At 59.8% G+C, this 24,644-nt stretch carries 24 protein-coding genes and 1 other RNA gene; 11 read left to right on the forward strand and 14 right to left on the reverse strand.

Going from position 1 to position 24,644, the window contains the following annotated elements; all coding sequences use genetic code 11:
* Positions 1-7: 7 nt before the first annotated feature.
* The 5 genes from C1J04_RS10230 to acuI form a co-directional block, all read right to left on the reverse strand.
* A complete protein-coding gene (locus C1J04_RS10230; protein WP_009824679.1) occupies positions 8-1,141 on the reverse strand; it encodes an NUDIX domain-containing protein in 1,134 nt (377 codons plus the stop codon).
* Between the two features lie 4 nt (positions 1,142-1,145).
* Positions 1,146-1,586, reverse strand: a complete 441-nt coding sequence (locus C1J04_RS10235) for a TrgA family protein (RefSeq protein ID WP_005853664.1) — start codon at positions 1,584-1,586, stop codon at positions 1,146-1,148.
* A gap of 32 nt (positions 1,587-1,618) precedes the next feature.
* Positions 1,619-2,827: an SAM-dependent methyltransferase gene (locus C1J04_RS10240; RefSeq protein WP_037953696.1), complete on the reverse strand. Its 1,209-nt coding sequence runs from the start codon at positions 2,825-2,827 to the stop codon at positions 1,619-1,621.
* 77 nt (positions 2,828-2,904) lie between these two features.
* Positions 2,905-4,326 (reverse strand): cryptochrome/photolyase family protein, encoded by a 1,422-nt coding sequence (locus C1J04_RS10245; RefSeq protein ID WP_009824681.1) that lies wholly within the window; start codon positions 4,324-4,326, stop codon positions 2,905-2,907.
* 134 nt (positions 4,327-4,460) lie between these two features.
* The gene (gene acuI, locus C1J04_RS10250; protein WP_037953699.1) at positions 4,461-5,453 is read right to left on the reverse strand and encodes an acrylyl-CoA reductase (NADPH); all 993 of its coding nucleotides are present in this window, start codon (positions 5,451-5,453) and stop codon (positions 4,461-4,463) included.
* A 189-nt stretch (positions 5,454-5,642) separates the two neighbouring features.
* Between acuI and C1J04_RS10255 the strand changes: the two genes are divergently transcribed.
* The 9 genes from C1J04_RS10255 (at position 5,643) to C1J04_RS10295 (ending at position 11,949) form a co-directional block, all read left to right on the forward strand.
* On the forward strand, positions 5,643-6,386 hold the full coding sequence (locus tag C1J04_RS10255) for a FadR/GntR family transcriptional regulator (protein ID WP_009824683.1): 744 nt from the start codon (positions 5,643-5,645) through the stop codon (positions 6,384-6,386).
* Positions 6,387-6,416: 30 nt separating this feature from the next.
* Positions 6,417-6,763: a transfer-messenger RNA gene (gene ssrA, locus C1J04_RS10260) on the forward strand.
* A 259-nt stretch (positions 6,764-7,022) separates the two neighbouring features.
* Positions 7,023-7,841, forward strand: a complete 819-nt coding sequence (locus C1J04_RS10265; RefSeq protein WP_009824684.1) for a glycosyltransferase — start codon at positions 7,023-7,025, stop codon at positions 7,839-7,841.
* A gap of 155 nt (positions 7,842-7,996) precedes the next feature.
* The gene (gene chrA, locus C1J04_RS10270) at positions 7,997-9,253 is read left to right on the forward strand and encodes a chromate efflux transporter (protein ID WP_009824685.1); all 1,257 of its coding nucleotides are present in this window, start codon (positions 7,997-7,999) and stop codon (positions 9,251-9,253) included.
* A gap of 72 nt (positions 9,254-9,325) precedes the next feature.
* Positions 9,326-9,796 (forward strand): SspB family protein, encoded by a 471-nt coding sequence (locus C1J04_RS10275; RefSeq protein ID WP_005853671.1) that lies wholly within the window; start codon positions 9,326-9,328, stop codon positions 9,794-9,796.
* A 112-nt stretch (positions 9,797-9,908) separates the two neighbouring features.
* Positions 9,909-11,303 (forward strand): class II fumarate hydratase, encoded by a 1,395-nt coding sequence (gene fumC / locus C1J04_RS10280; RefSeq protein ID WP_009824686.1) that lies wholly within the window; start codon positions 9,909-9,911, stop codon positions 11,301-11,303.
* Positions 11,300-11,476: a DUF4169 family protein gene (locus tag C1J04_RS10285; RefSeq protein WP_009824687.1), complete on the forward strand. Its 177-nt coding sequence runs from the start codon at positions 11,300-11,302 to the stop codon at positions 11,474-11,476. Before fumC ends, C1J04_RS10285 begins: the two co-directional genes overlap by 4 nt.
* The gene (locus C1J04_RS10290; protein WP_009824688.1) at positions 11,473-11,706 is read left to right on the forward strand and encodes a ribbon-helix-helix domain-containing protein; all 234 of its coding nucleotides are present in this window, start codon (positions 11,473-11,475) and stop codon (positions 11,704-11,706) included. Before C1J04_RS10285 ends, C1J04_RS10290 begins: the two co-directional genes overlap by 4 nt.
* Positions 11,707-11,715: 9 nt before the next feature.
* Entirely contained in the window at positions 11,716-11,949 is a 234-nt protein-coding gene (locus C1J04_RS10295; protein ID WP_009824689.1) for a hypothetical protein, read from the forward strand.
* Positions 11,950-11,997: 48 nt separating this feature from the next.
* Here the strand turns inward: C1J04_RS10295 and C1J04_RS10300 are convergent, their stop codons facing one another.
* From C1J04_RS10300 to C1J04_RS10315, 4 genes are all read right to left on the reverse strand, one after another.
* Positions 11,998-12,891: a fructose bisphosphate aldolase gene (locus tag C1J04_RS10300; protein WP_009824690.1), complete on the reverse strand. Its 894-nt coding sequence runs from the start codon at positions 12,889-12,891 to the stop codon at positions 11,998-12,000.
* 69 nt (positions 12,892-12,960) lie between these two features.
* Complete coding sequence (locus C1J04_RS10305; RefSeq protein WP_009824691.1) at positions 12,961-14,313, reverse strand: cytochrome P450; 1,353 nt, start codon at positions 14,311-14,313, stop codon at positions 12,961-12,963.
* A complete protein-coding gene (locus C1J04_RS10310) occupies positions 14,310-15,536 on the reverse strand; it encodes a hypothetical protein (RefSeq protein ID WP_009824692.1) in 1,227 nt (408 codons plus the stop codon). Before C1J04_RS10310 ends, C1J04_RS10305 begins: the two co-directional genes overlap by 4 nt.
* Positions 15,537-15,592: 56 nt before the next feature.
* Positions 15,593-16,345, reverse strand: coding sequence for a cytochrome c biogenesis CcdA family protein (locus C1J04_RS10315; protein ID WP_037954433.1), 753 nt, complete (start codon positions 16,343-16,345; stop codon positions 15,593-15,595).
* A gap of 104 nt (positions 16,346-16,449) precedes the next feature.
* Here C1J04_RS10315 and C1J04_RS10320 point away from each other — a divergent pair, with 104 nt between their 5' ends.
* The gene (locus C1J04_RS10320; protein ID WP_037945031.1) at positions 16,450-16,677 is read left to right on the forward strand and encodes a sulfurtransferase TusA family protein; all 228 of its coding nucleotides are present in this window, start codon (positions 16,450-16,452) and stop codon (positions 16,675-16,677) included.
* Between the two features lie 100 nt (positions 16,678-16,777).
* Here C1J04_RS10320 and C1J04_RS10325 read toward each other — a convergent pair whose 3' ends face one another.
* Positions 16,778-19,702 carry an Rne/Rng family ribonuclease gene (locus C1J04_RS10325; protein ID WP_037953702.1) on the reverse strand — a complete coding sequence of 975 codons (2,925 nt, stop codon included), beginning with the start codon at positions 19,700-19,702 and terminating at the stop codon, positions 16,778-16,780.
* A 567-nt stretch (positions 19,703-20,269) separates the two neighbouring features.
* Between C1J04_RS10325 and C1J04_RS10330 the strand changes: the two genes are divergently transcribed.
* Entirely contained in the window at positions 20,270-20,554 is a 285-nt protein-coding gene (locus tag C1J04_RS10330) for a hypothetical protein (protein WP_009824696.1), read from the forward strand.
* Positions 20,555-20,576: 22 nt separating this feature from the next.
* Here C1J04_RS10330 and C1J04_RS10335 read toward each other — a convergent pair whose 3' ends face one another.
* From C1J04_RS10335 to purS, 4 genes are read right to left on the reverse strand one after another with little or no spacing between them, the layout of a single operon-like run.
* Positions 20,577-21,911 carry a sigma-54-dependent transcriptional regulator gene (locus tag C1J04_RS10335; protein ID WP_009824697.1) on the reverse strand — a complete coding sequence of 445 codons (1,335 nt, stop codon included), beginning with the start codon at positions 21,909-21,911 and terminating at the stop codon, positions 20,577-20,579.
* Between the two features lie 4 nt (positions 21,912-21,915).
* Positions 21,916-23,676 (reverse strand): sensor histidine kinase, encoded by a 1,761-nt coding sequence (locus C1J04_RS10340; RefSeq protein WP_009824698.1) that lies wholly within the window; start codon positions 23,674-23,676, stop codon positions 21,916-21,918.
* 36 nt (positions 23,677-23,712) lie between these two features.
* Positions 23,713-24,381 carry a phosphoribosylformylglycinamidine synthase subunit PurQ gene (gene purQ, locus C1J04_RS10345; RefSeq protein WP_009824699.1) on the reverse strand — a complete coding sequence of 223 codons (669 nt, stop codon included), beginning with the start codon at positions 24,379-24,381 and terminating at the stop codon, positions 23,713-23,715.
* Positions 24,381-24,611 carry a phosphoribosylformylglycinamidine synthase subunit PurS gene (gene purS, locus C1J04_RS10350; protein ID WP_009824700.1) on the reverse strand — a complete coding sequence of 77 codons (231 nt, stop codon included), beginning with the start codon at positions 24,609-24,611 and terminating at the stop codon, positions 24,381-24,383. Before purS ends, purQ begins: the two co-directional genes overlap by 1 nt.
* Between the last annotated feature and the right edge of the window lie 33 nt (positions 24,612-24,644).

A 24,644-nucleotide genomic window follows, 5' to 3' on the forward strand; every position in this document is an offset into this window, starting at 1 on the left:
TCCTAAATCAAGTTACATCCGGTGTAGCGGCGGGCGCTTCCAACCTCAAGCGTTCCCGATGCCGCGCAAGCCAGTAAGCGGCAATCACCAGCGGCGCATTGGCAGCTTCAAGCTGGTCTACCATGGTCATCAGCGCATCAAAGCCGATGAGATGGGACCGGATATCCTCGTTTTCCGCCTCAAGCCCGTTCACGCCGGTGCTATCATCGGGCAAATCGGCAAGGCCCAGATAGATATAGAAAAATTCCGTAGAATCCCCCGGAGAGGCGTAGACTTCCGCGATTTTTTCAAGCTTGCGCAGGGTCAGACCCGCTTCTTCTTGCGCCTCGCGGTGCGCGGCGTCTTCGGGGCTTTCGCCCGGATCAACACGGCCCGCGATGGGTTCAAGTTGCCACTGCGCGCGATCCCCCCGCGCCACCGGCCCCATGCGCAGCTGCTCTACCAGCATCACCCGATCCCGCACCGGATCATAGGGCAGCACCAGCGCGGCATCGGTCGCGACGAAGACCGCACGCTCCAGCACATCGGTCATCGTGCCATCGAAACGCTCGTGCGCGAGGTGATATTCGTTCAGCGCGAAATAATTGGTATAGGCGCGGTCAATCCGGTCGATCCGGACCTTGCCGTCCAGCGTCCCTGCCCCGTGTTTCGACCGAAGCGCATTCACCTGCGCCGCTGCCCGTGACCGGATCATCGGGAACATCTGCGCCACGCGGTCGGCGGTGTAGACGCCGAAATAATCCATCACCTCGCGCGCGGCAAAGCAGCTGAGCGCACCCCAATCTGCCTGCCACTGCGTCAGCGACCACGGGTCACGTGTTGTCCATTGATCGGGCCGCGCGAAATAGCCCAAAGCCTTTGCGCCGCTTTCCAACGTGATTTCCTGCAGGTCGTAGGCAAAGCTGCCTTCGTAGAAATTCAACCGGTCCAGATCGTTCTGCCCCAGCCCGCGCAGCAACAACCCTTCGGCGGATTGGCCCGGTGCCGGCACGATGCAAGGGAACGGCCCCTCGACCACGGACAAGGCGATGTGATCCGGCAAACGGTCCGGCGAGATGTCAAGCCGGTCCGCCGCGCGCCCCATCACAATTTCAAGCAGCGGTACATGCCGCAACGACCCATAGAGGAAAAGATCTGTCATCGGCTTAAGGGAACTTGCTGTCGATAAGGTTTGTGATCACGCCACTGACGGCACCGCCAATCAACACGACCGCGATGATCGGCACCGTCGCCATGATCAGGAAGTATTCGGCACCGATACCGATCATGCCCACCAGCGCCTCTCCGACACCGCCATAGCGGTGCATCATCGCGTTCTCGATCATCTCGCGGCCTGCCTGGATGAACAGCCCCCAGAACACCAGAACCACGGCACCGGTCAACCCGATGGTGATCCCTTCGGAAACGCCACCGCCCGCACGTGCCCCCATGACCCGCCACCCGACCGCGAGCCCGAGGGCAATATTGGTGGGAATGAAATACCCGAACTGGGTGGATTCAGGCATCAGGGGCATGATCATGCGCGAAAGGGCAAAGCCCATCAGCGCCAGGCAGAAAGCGGCTGTCAGGCGGGCAGCGGTCGGCATCGGGATTTCCTTAGACTACAAGCAATGCGCCCTCAGGCCGGACGCTTCACGGTAATCTGTGTCACATCGCAATTGCCGCTGTCAAAGGTAGACGCGCAAGAGGTGAGGTAGAAATCCCACATCCGCTTGAAGCGTTCGTCAAAGCCCATGCGCGCGATCTCTTCCCACTTCTCATTGAAGGTCGTATGCCAGCGGCGCAGCGTGACGTCGTAACTTTTCCCGAATTCGATAGACTTTTCAACGGCTAATCCAGCACTCTCAACCTGTTGCTTCAACATCGTAGGGCTAGGCAGCATACCACCCGGAAAGATATATTTCTGAATGAAATCAACGCCTCGCTTGTACACCTTCCAGCGACGATCCGGCACGGTGATGATTTGCAGGGTCGCTTGACATCCAGGTTTAAGACAGGCGTGCAACGTGTTGAAATACGACGGCCAATACTGTTCTCCAACGGCTTCGAACATCTCGATGCTGGCAATACCATCGTAGGTGCCACGCTCGTCACGGTAATCTTGAAGCTTGAACTGAACAACATCGGCCAAGCCCGCGTTTTCAATACGTTCTTTGGCGTAGTTAAACTGCTCTTTGCTGATCGTGAGGCACGTCACCTTGAGCCCGCGTTCCTTCGCTGCATATTCAGCGAAACCGCCCCAGCCGCAGCCGATTTCCAGCACATGGTCCCCAGCCGAGACCCCCATCTGATCCACCATAGAGGCATATTTCGCGGTCTGCGCCGCCTCTAGCGATTGTTGGAAACCGTCCTCGAAAAGCGCGCTTGAATAGGTCATCGTGTCATCAAGCCACAATTTGTAGAAATCATTTCCCAAATCATAGTGATAGCTGATGTTCTTACGCGCTTGCTTCTTGCTGTTGCGCTGCAACCAGAAGCGCAGGGATTCAAATTTACGGATCAACCCCATGCCGGGGAATGAATCGTAGATATCCTCATTCGCATGGGCCACGTCCATAAAGGCCTGCAGGTCCGGTGTGCTCCACCATTCGTCAAGGTAGGCATCGCTGAAACCAAGATCACCCTCCCTGATAAGACGCGCGAACAAGTCATTGTTATGGATACAGATTTCCGCAATGGGCAGCGGGTTCTTTCCGGTTGCGCGAAAGCACCGCCCGTCGGGCAAAACAAAGTCGACCTGCCCGTTTTGCATTTCCTGCGCCATCGCAAAAACACGCGAGAAATATCGTGGAAGGGCAGTCTGCCCCTCGGTGCTGGTCAAAATCATTCGCTCTCCTGTATGCGCTTGAACGCGTATCTTATTGGTTTATGGGTGTTACGTGGGAGATCCACGTTTCATAAAGGTTAAAAGTTTCGCCCCTTATAGGTTTCAAGGGCTCGTTCGCGCCCTTCGTCCAGCGCGATGATCTTTTCGGGATAGTCATCATCCGCCGACAAGGGCCAACTGCGCGGGATCGCATCAAAGAACGCAAGCGCGTCCTTATGCGGATTGGCGCGCCCTTCGGCGATCCAGCGACTGGCGTAGTCTCTATTCTTATCAAATTTATCCAGCTGTGTCTCGGGGTTGAACACGCGGAAATACGGAGACGCGTCCGGCCCCGACCCCGCCGCCCATTGCCACCCCATCGCATTGCTCGCGGGGTCCCAGTCGATCAGGCAATGTTCAAACCACTTCTGCCCGATGCGCCAGTGACACATCAGATGTTTCGTCAGATAGCTCGCGACGATCATGCGGCCCCGGTTATGCATGCGGCCGGTGACATAGAGCTCGCGCATGGCGGCATCGACAAAGGGTTCGCCCGTGCGCCCCTGTTTCCAGGCCTTCACCTCGGCGCGGCGTTCATCCTCGTTCCAGGGGAAGGCATCCCATTCCTCGCGCCAATTATCGGTCAGCATCCGTGGCGTGTGATGCATCAGGTGATAGGCAAACTCGCGCCACACCAGCTCTTTCAGAAAGGTCTCCGCCCCCTGTTTACCGTCATGCAAGGCGCGCTGTGCGGCGTGCCAGCATTGATGCGGGCTGATCTCACCCAGCGACAGGTTTTCCGACAGGTTCGACGTGCCATCGGTGCCGGGAATGTCACGGGTCTGCTTATAGTCGGCCACCCCATGCGCCATGAAGGCCCCCAGCCGCGACTGCGCGGCTTTTTCACCCAGACAGACAAAGGGGCGCACCACATCGGCACCACGGTCCATTGCAGCCCCCAGGTCCCAACCGTCCAGCGCATCACTGTCGGGCCAGCTTTCCGGCGCGGGCAGGTCTGAAGGTGCGGACAGCGGCGGCTCAACATCACGGGTTTTGACGTTGTTCCAGAACGGCGTGTAGACCTTATAGCAGTCGCCCGCCTTGGTCTCGACCGTCCAGGGTTCGAACATAACGTGCCCCCCAAAGGATTTCGCCTCTATCCCGTCGTTGCACAGGGTCTCTTTGATCTTGCTGTCGCGTTTCACGCTGTCTGGATCATAAAGCCGCGACCAATAGACGGTGCCCGCGCCCGTCTCCTTGATCAGAGCCTGTAATACCTCAAGCGCATCGCCTTCACGCAAGATCAGCCTGCTCGACACCCCCTCAAGACTGTCCGCAAGCGCCCCGATCCCCAACCCCAGACGCCATTTCGGTGCCGCGCCAAGGGCGTCGACACTCTTGTCCTTGATAAAGACGGGTATCACGGGGCGCCCCGCGTTTGCAGCGGCAGATAGGGCAGGATGATCGCTAAGCCGCAAATCGCGGCGATACCAAAGAAGGATGGGGCTTTTATCGGACATGTCACACTTTGCGTTAAGGTGATGCAAAGCTAGTGCTACCCCCGCAAGGTCAAGGCCGTACCAGTCCCTAAATACGCCAAACGGCGACCCCAAGGGGCCGCCGCCAGACAAATCGCAACCGTAGTGCCGGTGGTCTAGCCGTTCACATCAACCACAACACGGCCCCGCACCTGACCGTTGAGGATGTCTGCCCCCAGCTTGGGCAAATCGCTCAGCGTCGCAGGCACGACCATATCCTCAAGCTTGGACAGCGGCAGGTCTTTCCCGATCCGCTGCCATGCGCGCAGACGGTTGTCATAGGGTTGCATGACGGAATCGATCCCCAGCAGGTTCACACCGCGCAGCAGGAAGGGGATCACCGTGGCCGGCAACCCTGCCCCGCCTGCCAGCCCAACAGCCGCGACCGAACCGCCGTATTTCATCTGCCCCAGGACCCGCGCCAGCATCTCGCCGCCCACGGCATCAATGCAACCGGCCCAGGTTTCGGATTCCAGCGGACGTTTAACGGTTTCGTTCAACTCTTCCCGCGCGACGATCTGCGTGGCACCCAGCGATTTCAGATACTCCGCCGTATCCGGGCGGCCCGTCACACCGGCGACCTCGTGACCCAATGCAGCAAGGATGGCGACCGCGACCGACCCCACGCCACCGGCGGCACCCGTCACCAGCACCGGCCCGTTGCCTGGCACCAGCCCGTGATCTTCCAGCGCCATGACAGACAGCATGGCGGTAAAGCCCGCCGTGCCCACGGCCATGGCCTGGCGGGTATCCAGCCCCTCGGGCAGCGGCACCAGCCAGTCGGCCTTCACACGCGCCTTTTGCGCATAGCCGCCCCAATGCGCCTCGCCCACACGCCAGCCGGTCAGCACGACCTTATCGCCGGGTTTGTAGCGATCATCGTCCGATGCCTCCACGGTGCCTGCGAAATCGATACCGGGAATATGCGGATACTTGCGCACCAAGCCGCCGCCCGGCCCGATGCACAGCCCGTCCTTGTAGTTCACGGTCGAATATTCGACAGCAACGGTCACATCCCCCTCGGGCAAACGGTCAAGGTCGATCTGGGTGACCTCGGCATGGGTCTTGCCGGATTCCTCGTCCTTATTCACCATCAACGCATCAAACATCATTTCTCCTGTCTCGGACCGCTGTTCAGGGCCCGCTTCATTTTGCCAGTAAACTCCGGGGAGCCCGAGGGGCTGGCCCCTCGGTTCCATGAGTTCAAGCTGCGCGCCAGTGGGGGTGCCCGCCGACTCACATCTTGCAAAATTAATGTCAGACAATTAAAGTTTTTCCAAACCATAAATGTAAGACATATGAATTCCACGCCAGAAACCGCCTCTGATCTGTCCAGCCATATTGCCGCGAACATCCGTGATGCCATCATCAAAGGTGTGCTGATCGTGGACGAACGCCTCCCCTCCGAGGCGGAGCTGTCGGCGCAGTTCAACGTCTCGCGCGCGACGGTGCGCGAGGCGCTCAAGCGGTTGGCGGCACAATCGTTGATCCGCACGCAACGGGGGGCAACGGGCGGCGCTTTCGTCAATCGCATCAGCTTTGAAGCCGCCCAAGCGCAGCAGATCACCACCTCTACCCTGCTTTTGTCGATGAACGACGTGAGCTTCGAGACCGCCTGCGAGGCCCGCTTCGCGCTAGAGCGCGCCTGCGCCCCCCTATCGGCGGCACGCAGGCAGGAGCATCATCTCGACGCGATGCAAAACGCGCTTGCCGCGCAATCTGCCCCCGATCTGTCGGACGCGGGCTTTTGCGCGGCTGATGTCGCGTTTCACCGCGCGCTGGTCGATGGGACGTGCAATCCGGTGCTGTCCTATCAACTCGCCGGTGCGGTCGAAGCGATGCAGCCGCTGATGAACATGATCACCTTCACCGCTTGGTCCCGCGACGCCATCGTCGCACGCCATCGTGACATCGCCACCGCGATCGCCGCCCGCGACGCCGGCGCCGCCGCCCAAGGGCTGACCCTGCTTGAGGAAGAGACCCAGGCCCTCGCCCGCACCGTCTTTGCCCGCCGCAGCAAACAGATTGACGCGGCCCGATAGCCGCGGGTCACCTTTCGTTTTCAAAGCTTTCCCCTTGCAAAGCAAATCACGCCCCTTATATCTGGGGTGTCCTTCGGGACTATAGGTATAAACGCGCATGTAATAAGCGGTTCGGACCCGGGGGCGGTACCCGGCGACTCCACCAACCATCCGTCATTTGCGGATCATGGGGTCGAAATAGGATCGACGAACGTCTAAAGATGTTGCTTTATCTCGGCTGACTGCCACCGTTATCGGCGTAAAATGTACAATTGCAAATGACAATCGTGCTCCAATGGCGATGGCCGCGTAAGCGACCGGAACTATTGAAACTTAAGTCCTTACGTTTAGCGACCTAAGGCGGGGTTCGCAGGTACCTGGCAACAGAAACCTGCACTTACCCCCCCCTAAATTCCCACCTTCAAGCGCATGATATGCAGTTTTCGCCTGCTTATGATCAGGCAGGTCATCGCCTGTGCTGCAATCGAACGGCAGCTTGCATAAGCACTTCGTCCGCTTCAGAATGAAGGGCAGAACACCCAAGCCCCTTGCCCCCTGACTTTCAACGCGCACTGCGGGTTTGTTTGACTTGCAGTCAAAAAGTCCATAATTTTTAATAAGATACATTACCCGCCCACAAAGCAGAGAAGCCGCTCAATGTCCCAATCGACTGAAATCCTCGTCTCAACCCGGTTCTCGTTTCTAGGGGCGTCAGGATGGCAAAGCGACTTTTCCAAAGACGCGGCGATGCTGTTCGATAAAAACAGGCTATTGCGGCGGCTGTGGCTGTTCAACAATATCGCATTGGCGAGCCTCGCGTCGCAAACGGACGATAACTTTCACCATTTCATCCTCTCCAGCGATCAGATGCCCGATTGGGCAAAATCAGAGCTGACCGATATGTGTGAAGACCGTTTAGGGGCTGGTAAGTTCACGATACAATTCGCGCCGCAGGGCCCGGCGAGGAAGTTTCAGCGCCACGCAATCGCAAAATTCGCAGGGAGCGATCCTGTGGCGCAAGTCGTCCTTGATGATGATGACGGGCTGTCTTCGGATTTCATTGCAACGCTCCGAGCGCATCTAGCGCAAGCCGAGCCGCTCGAAGCAGAGGGCACGCCCCATTTTTACACATTCCCAAAGGGGTACGCATTGGGCTTGCGTGACGACGAGGTTCAGTTATGGGCACATCGCTTCAAATTCATTAATTTGGGTCTGACGATGGTTGGCAGAAAAGACCATAAAAACATATTCGGCATCGGCCATATGGATGCACCGAAACGGTTCGGCTACACCAGCGACACTCGGAAACTCATGTATATCCGGACGTTGAGCGACGTGAACGACTCGCGTGTCAGCGTCGGTGAAAGATGGACAGAGGTCGAGAATTGGCGCGACGACGAGGACTTTAAATCAAGGTTCTCTTGGATGCTGGACGTGCCGTTCAAAGAGTTCAACGATTTCGATAGTTTGGCGTGATAGCAACCTGCGCCCCCTAGCCTGACAATCCGCATCCTTTGAAACCCGCCGCGCATATGTGCGGGCAGCGCCAATCGGTGCCCCACCGGCGCTTGACCTCGGGGGCCGGTACTGCGACCTCTGGCGCGGGGCATCGTGAGAGGCATATGCGAGATATGAGTGTACCGGAATGGGGCCTGCTGGCGCGTGTGTTCGGGCGGATCGGGGTGCTGTCCTTTGGGGGGCCAGCGGCACAGATCGCCCTGATGCACAAAGAGTTGGTCGAGCGTCATCGCTGGCTTTCGGAAGACGGTTTTTTGCGCGCGCTGTCCTTGTGCATGTTGTTGCCCGGGCCAGAGGCGATGCAGCTGGCGACCTATGCCGGATGGCGGCTGCGCGGCACCCTTGGGGGGCTGTTGGCGGGGCTTTTGTTTGTACTCCCCGGGGCTGCGGTCATACTGGCGCTGGCCTTTGGCTATGCGTATTTCGGCCAGCTTCCCTTGGTTCAAGCCGCGTTCATGGGCATCAAGGCGGCGGTCATTGTCGTGGTCTTTCAAGCCTTGCGCAATCTGGGACGCAAAGCGTTGCACGGGCGCGCGGGATGGGTGCTGGCTGCGCTGGCCTTTGTGGCTCTGTTCGTCTTTGGTCTGCCCTTCCCGCTGATCATTCTGGGTGCGGGCCTTTGGGGTGCTTTCGGTGCCACCGGGCACGGCAGCGTGGTCGAGGTTGAGGGGCTACATCACCGCCCTGCCCGCCCCTTCGGCGTTATTGGACTTTGGGTCGCGCTATGGGCGTCGCCGCTGCTGCTTGTCTGGGGTATGGGGAATGAATTCCTGCTCAAGATCGGGCTTTTCTTCTCGAAGCTCGCGGTGGTGACCTTTGGCGGTGCCTATGCGGTGCTGGCCTATATGGCGCAGACCGTGGTGCAGGATCACGGGTGGATCACCACAGAACAGATGATCGACGCCTTGGGGCTGGCCGAGACGACGCCGGGCCCTCTCATTCTGGTAACGGAGTTTGTCGCCCTGCTGGCAGGTTTTGCCCAATCGGGGCCATGGGGCGCGGTCTCGGCCGGTGCTCTGGCGCTCTGGGTGACGTTTACGCCCTGTTTTCTATGGATTTTCCTTGCCGGCCCGTATCTGGAGGCGATCTCGGCGCAGCCGCGGCTGGCGGGGGCCTTGCGCGCGATTACCGCCGCCGTCGTCGGCGTGATTGCCAACCTATCGGTCTGGTTCGCGCTGCATGTGATGTTTGAACGCGTGCTGCCTATGGCGCATCTGGCCGTGCCTCTGCCTGATTGGGGCAGCTTTGATCCCGTGGCCGCTGTATTGACGGGTGTGGCGGCGGTGTTGATGCTGGGGCTGCGGTTCGGCTTTGTCCTGACGATGACGATAAGCGCTGCATTGGCCCTTTGCTGGCGCCTGTTGCTATAAATTTTTGCGCCCCCTTTTCACTGGTGCGAAATGCCGTATGCTATCGCCATCAACCAAGGCCGGAGAGAAGTAATGAGCCGAAGCATTGAGTATGGCAATCTGATGCACGATGCCATGCGCGGGTTAATTCGTCAGGTATTACTTGACGTTGCAGCCAATGGACTGCCCGGCAACCATCACTTCTTTATCACGTTCGACACCTCTCATCCGGATGCGGAACTGGCCGATTGGCTGTCTGACCGCTACCCCGGCGAGATGACCGTTGTCATGCAGCATTGGTACGACAAGCTTGAGGTCACCGAGGAAGGATTCTCGGTCACGTTGAACTTTGGCGATGCGCCCGAACCGATGTATATCCCCTACGACGCGATCCGCACCTTTGTGGACCCGTCGGTGGAATTCGGCCTGAAGTTCGAACAGCAAGAACCCGGTCAGCAGGACGAGGACGAAGACCTGCCCCAACAAGACGAAAGCGAGCTTGAGGTCGAGGAAGAAGCCCCCAAAGCCGCCGAAATTGTATCGCTGGACAGCTTCCGCAAGTAATCGACCGATCACCGCGCCTTGTCGCCAAGGTTAGCGCCATCGGCTCATTGCACCGCTGCGGCCCGCGGGGTAAACCCTGATCAGACATAAGCCCAAGATCAGGAGCCTTTTCATGGCCGATACCCGCACAGAAACCGACAGCTTTGGCCCATTGGAAGTGCCGTCCGATAAATACTGGGGCGCGCAGACCCAGCGGTCCATCATCAACTTCCCCATCGGGTGGGAAAAGCAGCCCGTGCCGATCATCCGCGCCCTTGGCGTCGTGAAAAAAGCCTGTGCGATGGAAAACCTGAACCAGGGCAATCTGGACCAGAAGCTGGCTGATGCCATCACCGCCGCCGCGACCGAGGTGATCGAGGGCAAGTTCGACGACAACTTCCCGCTGGTCGTCTGGCAGACCGGCTCCGGCACCCAGTCGAACATGAACGCGAACGAGGTGATCTCGAACCGCGCGATCGAGATGCTGGGCGGCGAGATGGGGTCGAAAGATCCGGTCCACCCCAACGACCACTGCAACATGGGACAGTCGTCCAACGATACCTTCCCGACCGCGATGCATGTGGCCATCGGCATGCAGGCCCGCGATGTACTGCTGCCCGGTCTGCAAAAACTGCACGACGCCTTGGTCGCGAAGTCCGAAGAGTTCAAGGACATCATCAAGATCGGCCGGACCCATACCCAGGATGCGACACCGCTGACCTTGGGTCAGGAATTCTCGGGCTATGCGCATCAGGTGAAAAAGGGGATCGAACGGGTCAACACCTGCCTGCCCGACATTTATGAACTGGCCCAAGGCGGTACTGCCGTTGGCACCGGCCTGAACACCAAGAAAGGCTGGGCCGAAGCCGTGGCCGCGCATATGGCCGAGATCACCGGCCTGCCCTTTGTCACCGCGCCGAACAAGTTTGAATCGCTGGCCGCCCATGACGCGATGGTCATGTTCTCGGGTGCGCTGAAAACCGTGGCGGGATCGCTGTTCAAGATCGCCAATGACATGCGCTTGCTGGGGTCCGGCCCGCGTTCGGGTCTGGGCGAGTTGATCCTGCCCGAGAACGAGCCTGGGTCGTCGATCATGCCGGGCAAGGTGAACCCGACGCAAGCCGAAGCGCTGACAATGGTCTGTGCGCATGTCATGGGTAATGACGCCGCCGTCGGCTTTGCCGGCTCGCAAGGGCATTTCGAGCTTAACGTCTACAACCCGATGATGAGCTATAACGTCCTGCAATCCATGCAGCTTTTGGGCGACAGCGCCTCGGCCTTCACGGACAATATGGTTGTCGGCACTCAGGCCAATGTCGAACGTATCGACAAGCTGATGAAAGAAAGCCTGATGCTGGTCACAGCGCTGGCCCCCACGATTGGCTATGACAACGCGACCAAAGTCGCGAAGACGGCCCACAAAAACGGCACGACGCTCAAGGAAGAAGCAATCGCCTTGGGCTTTGTCGATGCCGAAACATTCGACCGCGTGGTGCGGCCGGAGCAAATGATCGGACCCAAAGAATGAGCGCCCCCATCAACCTCAACAAGGTCAAGAAAGAGCGCAACCGCGCCTCGCGCAAGGCCCGTGCCGATGAAAACGCGGTACAGTTCGGCCAGAGCAAGGACCAGAAAGAGGTTTTGAAAGCCCGTCTGGCGCAAATCTCGCGCAATCTGGAAGCCCATAAGCACGACACATGAGCGCCCGACCGGTGAAACATTCGGTGACCCTTCGGGGTCACCGTACGTCAATCTCGCTGGAGAATGAATTCTGGCAGGAATTGCGCGACCTTGCGCAAGAGATGGACATGCCGATCAATGCGCTAGTGGCGCAGATCGATGCAGAGCGCGGCGTTGAAGCGGGGCTGGCCTCTGCTATCCGCGTCTATGTGCTGCGTGCATTAAAGGAACGTTTACCTTCGCGGGGGTAAGTTTCCCCCATGGTCAAACAACAGTATTCTCCATTGTCGCCCGAGGGCTGGATGCTCGCCCTATTCAGTTCGAAGGCTGCCCGCAGCGGGTGTGTCGTGCGGCGGAATGTCAGGGATGTCGAAAGATATGTGGGCCGCCACGCATTCGAGCAAGAACTGCTACGCCGCGGTTATCACGCTGTGGAGAATGCGGGCCAGCTCGTGATCTTTTGCAATCAGGAACCGATCCGCATTATTGTTTAGGGGTTTTCTTCCCAAGAAAACCCCCGCGGAATTTAGGAAAATTCCAATTTAGGCGACAGAGGCGTCGTAGATCTTGCTGATGTTCTGCCCCAGTGCCGTGTTGAACTCGGCATCCGACATCTTGACGTTCAACCCTTCGGTCAGCGCGCGCGAGAAACTGGCGATCATTTTGGGGTTTTGCGTCAAACGCGCGCAGGCGTCTTCGGTCGAATAGCCACCCGACAGCGCCACGACCCGCAGCACATTGGGGTGATCCGCAAGGCTGTCATAAAGCCCCGCGCGTTCTGGCAGCGTTACCTTGAGCATCACCAGTTCCTCCGCCGACAGCGCGGCGAGATGTTTCTCGAGCTCGGATTTCAGGATGTCTTCGGCTTCCGCCTTGCTCTCGGAATGGATGTTCACCTCTGGCTCGATGATCGGGACCAGACCGGCGGCGCAGACGGTTTTGGCGACGGCGAATTGCTGCGCCACGACCGACGCGATCCCCTCGGCGTTGGCCGATTGGATGACCGACCGCTCCTTGGTGCCAAAGATACCCGCGGCTTTCGCGCGCTTCAGCAGATCGTCCAGCTCGGGCATGGGTTTGAGCAGCTGCACGCCGTTTGCTTCGTCTTCCAGACCTTTGTCGATCTTCAGGAAAGGCACAACGCCGCGGTCTTCCCACAGCAGTTGGGCCACCGGTTTACCGTTAATCGTGTTGTCCATCGTGCGTTCGAACAGGATCGCGCCCAGAACTTTGTCAGAGGTGAAATCATCGGCCAGAATGATCCGCGCGCGCATGTCGTGCATGGCTTGGAACATCTCGGCATCGCCGGAGTAATCGGAAGGTTCAACGCCATAAAGGCTCAGCGCCTTGGGGGTCGATCCGCCCGACTGGTCCAATGCGGCCACAAACCCCTGCCCTGTTTCCATTTGTGTGCGCTGTGCGTCTGTCGTGGTCATGATGATCCTGGCCCTTATTGATTCCGTCGAATGTTCGTTTAACGCATCTATTCCCGCGATGATATATCGTTAGCGCCGGACAAAGCGCAGCAAAATGCCGTCTTTTGAACGAACTGTCAGATGTGCCACCGGAACAGGTGGCTTTTCGCCCACAACCTCTATGCGGTAATCGCGCAGGATACGCGACAGGATCAACGGGCCTTCGACCATGGCAAAGCCCGCCCCCGGGCAGACCCGCGCACCAGCGCTGAACGGCAGATAGGCCTCGCGCTGGCATTTCTTGCCGTTCTCGCTGTGCCATCGCGCCGGATCAAACCCGTCGGGGTTGTCCCACAGGCGTTCGTGACGATGCAGATGCCACGGGCTGATCACCACCTGTGCCCCACGCGCCACGGTCCGGTCGCGGAACGTCGCGGGGCAGCTCGCTTCGCGCACCATCATCGGCACGGGGGGATAAAGCCGCAGTGCCTCGCGGAAGACATCGCGGCTTTGCCTAAGCTTGCCCATGACCGCAAAATCGCACTGGTCGATCGCCTGTGCCTCTTCGGCCAGACGGTCCTGCCAGTCGGGATGGGTCGCCACCAGATACATCGCCCAGGCCAGCGCCGATGCGCTCGTCTCGTGGCCCGCAAGAAAGAAGATCGCGACCTGATCGACCATTTCCTCCGTGGTAAAGGTAGAGCCGTCTTCGGGGTCGGGCGTGGTCATGATCTTGGTCGCCAGATCGTCGGGGGCGGTGCCCGCCTTGATCGCCTCCATCCGCTCGGCCGTCAGTGCGGTGATCAGTCGCCGGATCTTGGCTGCGCTGCGTTTGGTGTCGCGGCGGAACAGCCGTGGCAGCCAGCGGGGCAACGGCACAAAGGCCGCGATGTTCAGGATCGGCTGGCTGCGCTGATAGGTTTTGAATTCGTCAAAAACCTCGCGCGCCATATGGTGTTCGATGGGAATCGAAAACAACGTGCGAAAGATAACATCCGCCGCCGCGTGGCTGGTCTGCGCCTCGACCTCTAGCGACGCGCCATCATGAGGGGCAAGCCGTGCCGCCGCTGCCTCTGCCGCGTCCCAGATGGCGGGAAAGGTCTCGCGCAAGCGGCCCCCTTCAAACGCAGGGTCAATGATGCGCCGCTGTCGTTTCCACGTCGCCCCGTTGGTCAGGAATACCGAGTTGCCAAGCAGCGGGCGCAATCCTTCGCCGATCCGGTCAGACTTGGGATAATCGTCGGGGCGCGTCTTGAGCACGGTCTGGATCAGATCGGGCTGGTTGATCAGATAACTGCGGAAGAACGGCGTCTTGAACTCTGCCATCCAAGCCCGATACAGCCGTGCGGGCTGCGCCGACAGGATGTCTTGGCGAAAGAGCCGCGCATAGCGCCAAAGCGACACTTTCGCCGGGCGGCTCTCGGGTTTGGGGGGCAGCTTCATGGCGCGGTAGAGGTGAATTTATTCACCGGTTTGACAATGCGCGACCGGGATGCAGGCCGTCCGGCATAGCGTTCGGCCAGACTGTGCGGGCCGGCGGTGATCTGGAAATAGTCATAGTCCTTGGGCGCATCAAAGGCGCAGAGGTATTGGAAATGCAGCCGGAAAAACCGCCAGCGCAGCTCTTTCCAGCGGGCTGGGGTCAGCGATTGGGTAAAAGCCGCCGAAAACACCAGCGGCCAGCGTTTATCCTCGGGGGCAACGCCCGACACCGCTACCGGATCGCAAAGCGCAAAGGCACAGCCGTCGCCGGGGGCGGTCACATCGACCCATGTCAGACCCTCGCATTGGGACAGAAAGCGCAAATCGGCGCGCAGACGGTGGGCATCGCGCAGGAAAGACACCATCGGCACCACCTGCCCCAAAGTCATAAAGGCCAGCGCAGGCCCGTCAGCAGGGACACGGCCCGCCCGGATCAGATCGGCAAGGATCGACACCCCCAAATGCGCGCCCGAGGAATGGCCGACGACAAGCACCTCGTCCACATCAGACTTCAGCGCCTGCGCGATGGCATCCCCGAATTCGGTCATGCGCGTTTCAAGCGCGGGCGGGTTCGCCCCGCGCGTCGCGGCCCCGAAGGCGTAATCATGCATCAGGTAATAGGCGAAAAGCTTGCCATCGTGTTTCTTGAACCAGCGCAGCACCTGCCAGCCCAGCCCCACGCCAGCGGCGGCGACGATCCCCTTGAACCACGCAGGCCCGCCAAAGAAGGTCAGCCCTGCGTAGAGCAGCTTGCCCGCGAGGGCCGCGATCAACAGTTGCAGCAGCAACATCCCCACCGGATAAAGCGCCGCAATCACCGGCCCCTTGCGCAGCTTCATCAACCGCCAAAGCGCACCCGATGCGATATAGACCCAAGCCGTCTGCACCAACTGCCCATAGGTCGCGAGGATCGAATTGCTCATGGAGATGCGCACGATGTCGGACCAGACGAGCACGTCGACCTGAGCCTCTACATCAACGCCATCGATATGCGCGGCGACGTTCCAGCCGTAGTTCCCGCCGCCCTTCTTGGGCGACAGCGCGATCTGATAGTCCGAGATCAGCGCCTGTGCGCTGCCTTCCTTACGGTAAAGCTCGCGGTAGCGGCGCGGATGAATGGGGTCGTAGCCCGGGATATAGAAAACCCGTCGCTTCCTGACTGTCTGCTCTATGTTCTCGGCCATCGTTCACCCTGTATTTCGCCGCAGCTTAAACAGGTTTTCCGGCAAGAGTAAGGCGCCTAACCCAAGGCTCCCAATGCAGGAAATGTTTCCAGCAACCAGAAAGAGAAGGTCGTAAACGCCCCCGTCAGCAGCGCCAGACCGACGACCACCAGCAAGATCCCCATGCCGCGTTCGATCAGCTTCATATAGGGCTTGATCCGGTTCATGACCTGGGTGGCGCGGGTGATGAACATCGCCGCCAGCAAGAAGGGAATACCCAAGCCAGCCGCATAGACCCCCAGCAAAAGCGTGCCGCGCGTGACCGAGGCTTCGGACGCCGCGAGCGACAGGATCGCACCAAGCTGCGGCCCGATGCAGGGTGTCCAGCCGAAGGCGAAGGCCAGCCCAAGGATATAGGCCCCAAAGGACGTGCCGCCCTTGTCGCCCGCATCCAGACGCGCCTCTTGATCCAGAAAAGGAATGCGGAAGACGCCGAGAAAATGCAGACCAAAGATGATCACCACGATGCCCGACATCCGCGCGAAGAGCACCTGATTTTGCAGGAAGAAGGCCCCGAAGACCGAGGCCGTGAACCCCAGAATCAGGAACACCGTACTAAGCCCCATAACAAAGAACAGGGCCGCGATGACAGCCTTGCGGCGCGCGGCGGCGACCGATGACATGTCGTTCAGGGTCACCCCGCTCATATAGGCCAGGTACGGGGGGACGATGGGCAGGACGCAGGGGCTCAGGAAGCTGATGATCCCGGCGGTCAGCGCGATGAGTATGGCGGGCAGTAGTCCCGCGTCGATCAGGTCAAATCCAAACATGACATCAGCCATAATCTGCTTTGTCCGGCGCGTCACCTGCTGTTGTGCGTGATCCCCGTCACAAGGTTGTGGACGCGTTGAAACATGTGGCTTATCTGAGGATCATGACAGATAAAAACTTTCTCGACGCGACGGGGCTTTTGTGCCCCCTGCCCGTGCTCAAAGCCCGTAAACGCCTGCAATCATTGGCCTCTGGCGATCTTCTCACCGTGCATGCGGATGATCCTGCCGCGATCATCGACATCCCGCATTTCTGTGCCGAGGCCGGTCACAGCCTTGAAAGCGCCGCGATGGACGAAACGCCGCAGGCCTATGTGATCCGCAAAAAGTAACAGCCCCCGCTGCCCCACGCGCCGCGGATACCGCAGATAAAAAAGGCAGACCCGAAGGTCTGCCTTTTTGCGTTTCCATATGTCAGCGCAGGGGCGCTGCTTAGCCGCCCAAGGACCACCAGCCGCGCCGCTTGGGCTTGGCGGGTTTTTCGGGCTCCGCCTGCGGGGTCGCCTCGGGCTGAGGTACCTCGGTGACCGGTGGCTCCGGCTGGATTTCCTGCGCGGGCGGCATTTCCGTCGGGGTGCTATCGGGCACTTCGGTCGGGGCCGGCGTTTCCTCAACCTCGGCGGGCTGGGACGGCTGCGCGGGCGTGGGTTCCGGCGTCGGGATCGGCGTCGGCTCCTTTGCGGGCTCGGGCGTCGGCGCGTCTGGCGTCACCTCAGGCTCTGGCTTGGGCTCGGGGGTTGGCTGCTCTTTTGGCGCAGGTGTTTCCTCGGGCTTGGGTGCCTCTTGCGAGCCCTCTTCGGTAGCCTCAACCGGCGCGGCCTTGGGCTTGCGCGTGCGGGTCCGCTTGGGTTTTGGCTTGGGCGCGTCTTCGGCGGCGTCCGCGTCGGCAGGTTTCGCGTCCTCGGAGGTCTTGGCGTCCGCGTCTACGGTCGCTTCTGCCGCGGCATCCGCCTTGGGCTTGCGGGTCCGGCTGCGGGTGCGCTTGGGTTTATCCTGCGGCTTCGCGTCATCAGAAGCGCCGTCTGCAGTCGCATCCGTTTTCGCGTCATCTTTGGAACCCGCAGTATCCGCCTCGGTTTGCGCGGGCGCGTCGCTATCGCCGTTGTCACCGTTGGTGTTGCTATCGCCGTTGTTTTCACCGTTGGCGGCATCATCCCCGTTGGATTTGCCACCCCGACGCCGCCGGCGACGACGACGACGCTTGGGTTTCCCTTCGCCATCATTGTCATCGTCAGAGCCATTGTGCTGGTTCTGCCCGCCATTGCCGTTGCCGGTAGGTTCATTGTCAGCGTTGTCCGCATCTGCTTCCGCATCGACATCCAGATCATCGACCTCGTCCATGATGGAGGTATCAACCGACACCACATGTTCGATCGGCGTGACGACGCGTGTCGCGGTCTTGAACTTTTCAAGCGAGAAATCGGGGCTGACCAAAGCGGGGTCGCCTTCGATGCGCACGGCCATGCCATAGCGGCCTTCGATATGGGCGATATGTTCGCGCTTCTGGTTCATCAGGAAGTTGGCGATGCCGACGGGCGCGGTGATCAATACCTCGCGCGACCGTTTGCGGGTGCCCTCTTCCTCGATCTGGCGCAGGATCGACAGCGCAAGGTTGTCGTCCGACCGGATCAGGCCGGTGCCGTGACAGGCGTGGCACGGCTGGGTCGTCGCCTCGATCATACCGGGGCGCAGACGCTGGCGCGACATTTCCATCAGGCCAAAGCCGGAGATGCGGCCCACCTGAATACGCGCACGGTCGGTTTTCAGCTTTTCCTTCATCAGCTTTTCAACGGCGGCGTTATTGCGGCGCTCGTCCATGTCGATAAAGTCGATGACGATCAGACCGGCCAGATCACGCAGACGCAACTGACGAGCGACTTCGGCGGCGGCTTCCAGGTTGGTCTTGGTCGCGGTCTGTTCGATGGAGCCTTCTTTGGTGGCCCGGCCCGAGTTCACGTCGATGGCGACAAGCGCTTCGGTCACACCGATCACGATATACCCGCCCGAAGGCAGCTGTACCGTGGGGTTGAACATGCCCGACAGGTAGCTTTCGACCTGATAGCGCGCGAACAAGGGCAGCGTTTCGCTATAGAGCTTCACGTTCTTGGCGTGGGACGGCATGATCATCTTCATGAAGTCCTTGGCGATGCGGTAACCGCGTTCACCTTCGACAAACACCTCGTCAATCTCGCGGTTATAAAGGTCGCGGATCGAGCGTTTGATCAGGTCGCCTTCTTCATAGATCTTGGCGGGCGCGATGGATTTCAGCGTCAGCTCGCGGATCTGTTCCCACAGGCGTTGCAGGTATTCATAGTCGCGCTTGATCTCGGCCTTGGTGCGTTGTGCACCGGCGGTGCGCACGATCAGACCGGCACCTTTTGGCACCTGAATTTCGTTTGCGATCTCTTTCAGCTTCTTGCGGTCTGCGGCGTTGGTGATCTTGCGGCTGATGCCGCCCCCACGCGCGGTGTTGGGCATGAGCACGCAGTAGCGACCGGCCAGCGACAGATAGGTTGTCAGCGCGGCACCCTTGTTGCCACGTTCCTCTTTAACGACCTGCACCAGCAGGATCTGACGCACCTTGACGACTTCCTGGATTTTATAGCGCTTGGGCCGTGGCTTGCGCGCGGTGCGCAGATCGTCGTGGTCATCGTCATCCGCCACGGATTCGATGCTGTCATCCTTGGAGGACGCATCTTTAGCCTTGGGGCTATCGTCGCTGTCATCCGCGTCGTCGCTGTCGTCCTGATCATCGGCACCAGGTTTTGCGGCGTCTTTCGCATCTGCTTTGGCGGCCTTGGGCGTGTCACCTTCTGCCTTGCTGTCATCACCGTCTGGCTCTTCGACAGGCGTTTCGGCAACCCGCTCCATCGGAGAGGAGCCTTCTTCATCGTCCAGATCGACGGTCTGCATGCCGTTGATCTGATCGCTGTCGGTGGCATCGGCGTCTTTGCTGACCGTCGCGTCATCAGACACGGTGTCTTCGGCCTTGGACTTGCTGCGGCTGCGCGAGCGTGTCCGGCGTTTGGGTTTTTCGTCTTCGTCTTCCTTGGCGGCCTGCGCTTCGGCATAGGCACGCTCTTCCTCCATCAGCGCCAGACGGTCGGCGACGGGGATCTGGTAGTAATCGGGGTGAATTTCCGAAAAGGCGAGGAAACCATGACGGTTGCCGCCATAATCCACAAACGCGGCCTGCAACGAAGGTTCTACCCGCGTGACTTTCGCGAGGTAGATATTGCCAGCTAGCTGGCGTTTATTCTCTGATTCAAAGTCAAATTCTTCGACCTTGTTTCCATCAACCACAACAACGCGAGTTTCCTCAGCGTGGGTGGCATCGATAAGCATTTTCTTAGGCATAAATCCATTTTGCACAGCTGCGCAAACAGCAGCCCCGGTGGGGCGCTGCGAGGCAGGGTATGTCTTGTCAGGGCGATGGGTGACGCGGCTAAAACAGGGCCCAAAAGGCCGCCTGTCTGTCTGCTCTTGGCGTCTGCGCGCGTCATCGCGGTTCTTCTCCGACATGGGTGGTGCGTACCGCGCCCCCATATCCATTAATTTACTGCGGTTGTCCGGCCAAAGGCACGGCGCAATCGTCAGCGGTTCTTGAGCCTTTTTTAAGGGCCTAATCGGTCTGCCTGGTCACCACATGCCGGGGAACCGAGGCATCGAAACTGTCTGGGGTCTGGTTTGCCATCCAAAGAGGCAAACAGCCCTATCTACAATTAACGGCAGAAGGCACCAAATGACAATGGGAAATCGCGTTTAGCGGCTTTACAGATACGGGGGCCGATAGCGGTATCACGCCCCCCGCCGCCTTGCTTGACAAGCGTCGGTGCTATGGGAAAAGCTTTGCCAGCGGGTTTATGCCCGTGCCGCACCCCTATGACGGGATGCACAAAAATAAGTCAGATAAGGATGATACGAATGCATATTTCCCTGCGCGCAGCCCTGTGCCTGCCGTTTCTGGCGCTTGCCGCCTGCGAAGACATGAGCACGACCGGCGGCAGCGACCCCGAGGGCCCGTCCAAGCGCAGTTGCATCCGTGCCGTGGAAAAGCACACCGGCAAATCGGGCGGTACGCTCAACACGACCATCCCTATCGTCGAGACGGGCCAGCATATTGTCGATATCCCCGGCGGTCCGTCGTGGACCTGCTACACCGATGAAACCGGTGCAGCACGCGAGTTGATCGAGACGCGGCTCGGCTGACCCTTTCTTCAAAATGCGGCGCTCAGAGGTAATCCGAGCGCTGCAATCCGTATTTCGCCATCTTCTCGTTCAGCGTCCGGCGCGGCAGGCACAGTTCCTCCATCACACTGGCGATAGACCCTTTGTGCCGGCGCATGGTATTGTCGATCAGCATACGTTCGAAGGCTTCTACGTATTCCTTCAAGGGCTTGCCGTCGGTGGTCATCACCGGCTGCATCTCTTCGTGGTCCGACATCAGCAGTGATGCGATAGAACCGGACCCGCGACGCGACTGCAATACAGCGCGTTCAGCCACATTGATCAACTGGCGCACGTTCCCGGGCCAAGGCGCTTGCAACAGTTGCGCAGCCTCTTGCGCGGAAACCTGCGGAGTCTCGCAGCCATATTCATCCGCGAATTCTTCGGACAAACGTGTGAACAACGTCAGAATATCCTCGCCCCGTTGGCGCAGCGGCGGCACCGTAATGCGCAGGGCGGCCAGACGATAGAAAAGATCAGAACGCAGCGCATCTTCGGAGGTGCGCCCCGCTTCTTGCAGGTTCGAAATCGCAACGATCCGCGTTTCCGCAGGCGTGCCTTGGTCGTTGATCGCACTCAGAAGACGGGCTTGCAGCGTCTCGCTGAGCGATTCAACACCTTCCAGCACCAAGGTGCCGCCACGGGCCTCCTCGATCGCGGGAAGCTGGGCGTCTTCAGGCATCATCGGACCAAACAAACGCTTGCTCAGCGCGTCTTCCTCTAGCGCGCCGCAGCTGACCAGCACGAATTTCTTGCCCGCGCGCGATCCCACAGCATGCAGCGCATGCGCCACCAATGTCTTGCCCGTACCGGTTTCACCATCGATCAGCACATGACCGTCGGCTTGACCAAGGTCCAGAATATCCTCGCGCAGCCGCTCCATCACGGGCGAGCCGCCGATAAGCTTTTTCATCAGTTGGCTGCCGTCAGACAGTTCACGACGCAGGGCGCGGTTGTCCATGACCAGACGGCGCGCGTTGGTGGCCTTCTTGGCCAGTTCGCTCATCCGGTCAGGGTTAAAGGGCTTTTCAAGGAAGTCGAACGCGCCGACGCGCATCGCCTCGACCGCCATGGGCACATCGCCATGGCCGGTGATCATAATCACAGGCAGCGCGCTGTCGGTGCCCATCAGCTTTTTCAGGAACTGCATGCCGCCCATGCCGGGCATCTTGATGTCGGAGATCACGATACCGGGGTAATCCGGCCCCAGTGTTTTCAACGCATCCTCGGCGCTGCCGAACGTCTCTGTGTCATAGCCCGAAAGCGCCAGCCACTGGCTGATCGACTGACGCATGTCTTGTTCATCATCAACGATCGCGATTTTCATTGCCTGAGCCATTGGTTTACTCTGCCGCCTGTGTCTTCTCTGTGCTGTCCATAATGGGCAGCTGCATTTCAAAAACCGCACCGCCATGTTGGCCGTTGCGGGCTGTCAGCCTGCCCCCCAGATCGGATACAATACCCGACGAGATCGCAAGCCCCAGCCCGACACCATCGCCGGGCTGCTTGGTCGTGTAAAACGGCTCGAACAGGCTATCGAGATCTTCGATCCCGGGGCCATTATCGCGCACGGTAAGCGTCGCCGTCTCACCCGCTGATAGTATAATCTCTACCGTCGGGTTACGTTCCGATTTGGTGGCATCCAATGCGTTGCGCAAGAGATTGACCAATACTTGTTCGATCCGCATGCGGTCCCCCATCACCTGAACAGGCGCTGCGGGCAGGATACGGTTGATCTGCACCTGACGCTGACGTAGCTGCGGCTCCATCATTGACAAGGCAGAGGCAAGCGCCTCCCCCATATCAAAGGGCGAAAACTGCTGCTGGCCCTTGCGTGCATAGCTTTTCAGCTGCCGCGTAATGGCCCCCATGCGTTCGATCAGATCGTCGATACGCCCGAATGACGCCAGTGCTTCCTCCAGCCGGTTGCGCTGCATCAACAGACGCGCGCCCGCCAGATAGGTTTTCATCGCGGCCAGCGGCTGGTTCAGCTCGTGGCTGACGGCGGCGGACATTTCGCCCAAGGCGGCGAGCTTGCTGGATTGTTCCAACGTCTGCTCGGCCACGGCCAAGGTCTGCTGGACCCGTTTGCGTTCCGCCACCTCGCGCTGAAGGGCGGCGTTCAGCGCGCGGAGTTCGGCGGATTCACGCTGAAACAGCGCCGCGCGCCCCGCCGTCCGACGGCTGAGGGCATAAAACGTCAGCGCCAGCAGGATCGCAAAGCCCATCACCTCAAGCGCAAGTACCCCGTTCACCTTCTCGCGGACCGACGCATAGGTGGTATAGCTCGTGATCCGCCAGCCCCGAAACGGTATCCGCGACGACAGACGCATCACCGCCTCGCCCTGCAGATAGGCATCGGCGGGCAATGCGGTCCAATCGGCGGTGGCCTTGATCGCGCGCTCGATGGCGCTTTGCGGGGTTTGGTTCGACAAAGCCTCGCTTTCCGTCAGACCACGCCAGCGTGGTTCGGTCGCCATGATGATGTCACCCGTGCTGTCGGTGACAATCACCGCATCCGAGATACCGGCCCAGGCCCGTTCAAACCGTTGCAGATCAACCTCGGCCGCGATCACCCCAAGGTTGGCGCCGCCTTCCTGAATACGCCGCGAATAGAAGAACCGATAACCGCCGGTATCGCGGGGAATAACGCTGAACACGGTCGAATTCGATCGCAGCGCGTCAACAAAATAAGCCTCTTGCCGGTGCGAAGCCCCCAACCGGTTGCGGTCGGTCGCTGCCACCGTGCGCCCGTCGATATCATAAAGCATCAAGGACGCCGCGCCGATCTCCTCTACAAAAGAGATCAATCGCTGGGTCGACAGGGAATAATCGGATCGGGTCAGCGCCTCGATCAAGGCGGGATCGCGCGACAAAAGCTGTGGCACAATCGCGTTCTGGCGCAGTTCGGCCAGCAGGTTGCCGCTGTAGAGCGCGATCCGAAGCTCGGCCCGGTTACGTGTGCTTTCGGTAAAGCGATCCGTCAGCAGCTTGTTGGTGACCGAAATCGTGGCCACCGCAATGACCAAAAGCAAAGCAACCGCCAGCCGGACGCGCCAGCTGACAGATAAAGGGGCTTCACTAGAGGACGCAGACCGAAACATGGCGGCAATCTACGCGTCCTCACCGGTGCACTCAAGTCACGCTGTGAGCAGAGACCCCGCCAATGCGCGGAAGAGCGCCGCCCCGTCCGTGCCCCCATGCCCCGCATCCGCGGCGCGTTCAGGGTGCGGCATCATCCCCAACACACGACGGTTCGACGAAAGGATGCCCGCGATGTCCGACTGCGACCCATTGGGGTTATCGCCATAGGTAAAGGCAACACGATCCTCGCCATGCAGTTTGGCAATCGTATCGCCATCGGCAAAATAATTGCCATCGTGGTGGGCGATCGGGATGTCGATCATCGCACCGGCCTCGTAGCCCGATGTATAATCGCTGTCCGCCGTAGCCACGCGCAGCGGTACGGTGCGACAGATGTATTTCAGCCCCGCATTGCGCAGCAGGGCACCGGGCAGCAGACCGGTTTCGGTCAACACCTGAAAGCCGTTGCAGATCCCCATGACATAACCGCCACGCTCCGCATGGGCCGCCACTTCGCGACAGATCGGAGAATTCGCCGCAATGGCACCACAGCGCAGGTAGTCGCCATAGGAAAAGCCGCCGGGCACACCCACAATATCGACGCCCTCGGGCAGGCTCGTGTCCTTGTGCCAGACCATCGACACTTTGGCACCGACCGCCTTGAATGCCACCGCCAGATCGCGGTCACAGTTAGAGCCGGGAAAAACGATGACCGCTGCGTGCATCAGCTCATCTCCACTGTGTAGGATTCAATCACCGTATTCGCGAGCAGCTTTTCACACATCGCCTCGACGTCGGCCTTGGTTGCGCCGTCATTCAGGTCCAGCTCGATCACCTTGCCCTGACGCACGCCATTGACGCCTTCAAAGCCCATGGCTCCAAGCGCGTGGCGCACGGCCTCGCCCTGCGGATCCAGAACACCGTTTTTCAACATCACATGCACCCGTGCTTTCATGACGCGTCCCCTATCTTCATTTTGCAAAATAAA

The sequence above is a fragment of the Sulfitobacter sp. SK025 genome (genome assembly GCF_003352105.1).
GTDB classification, from domain to species: Bacteria; Pseudomonadota; Alphaproteobacteria; order Rhodobacterales; family Rhodobacteraceae; genus Sulfitobacter; species Sulfitobacter pontiacus.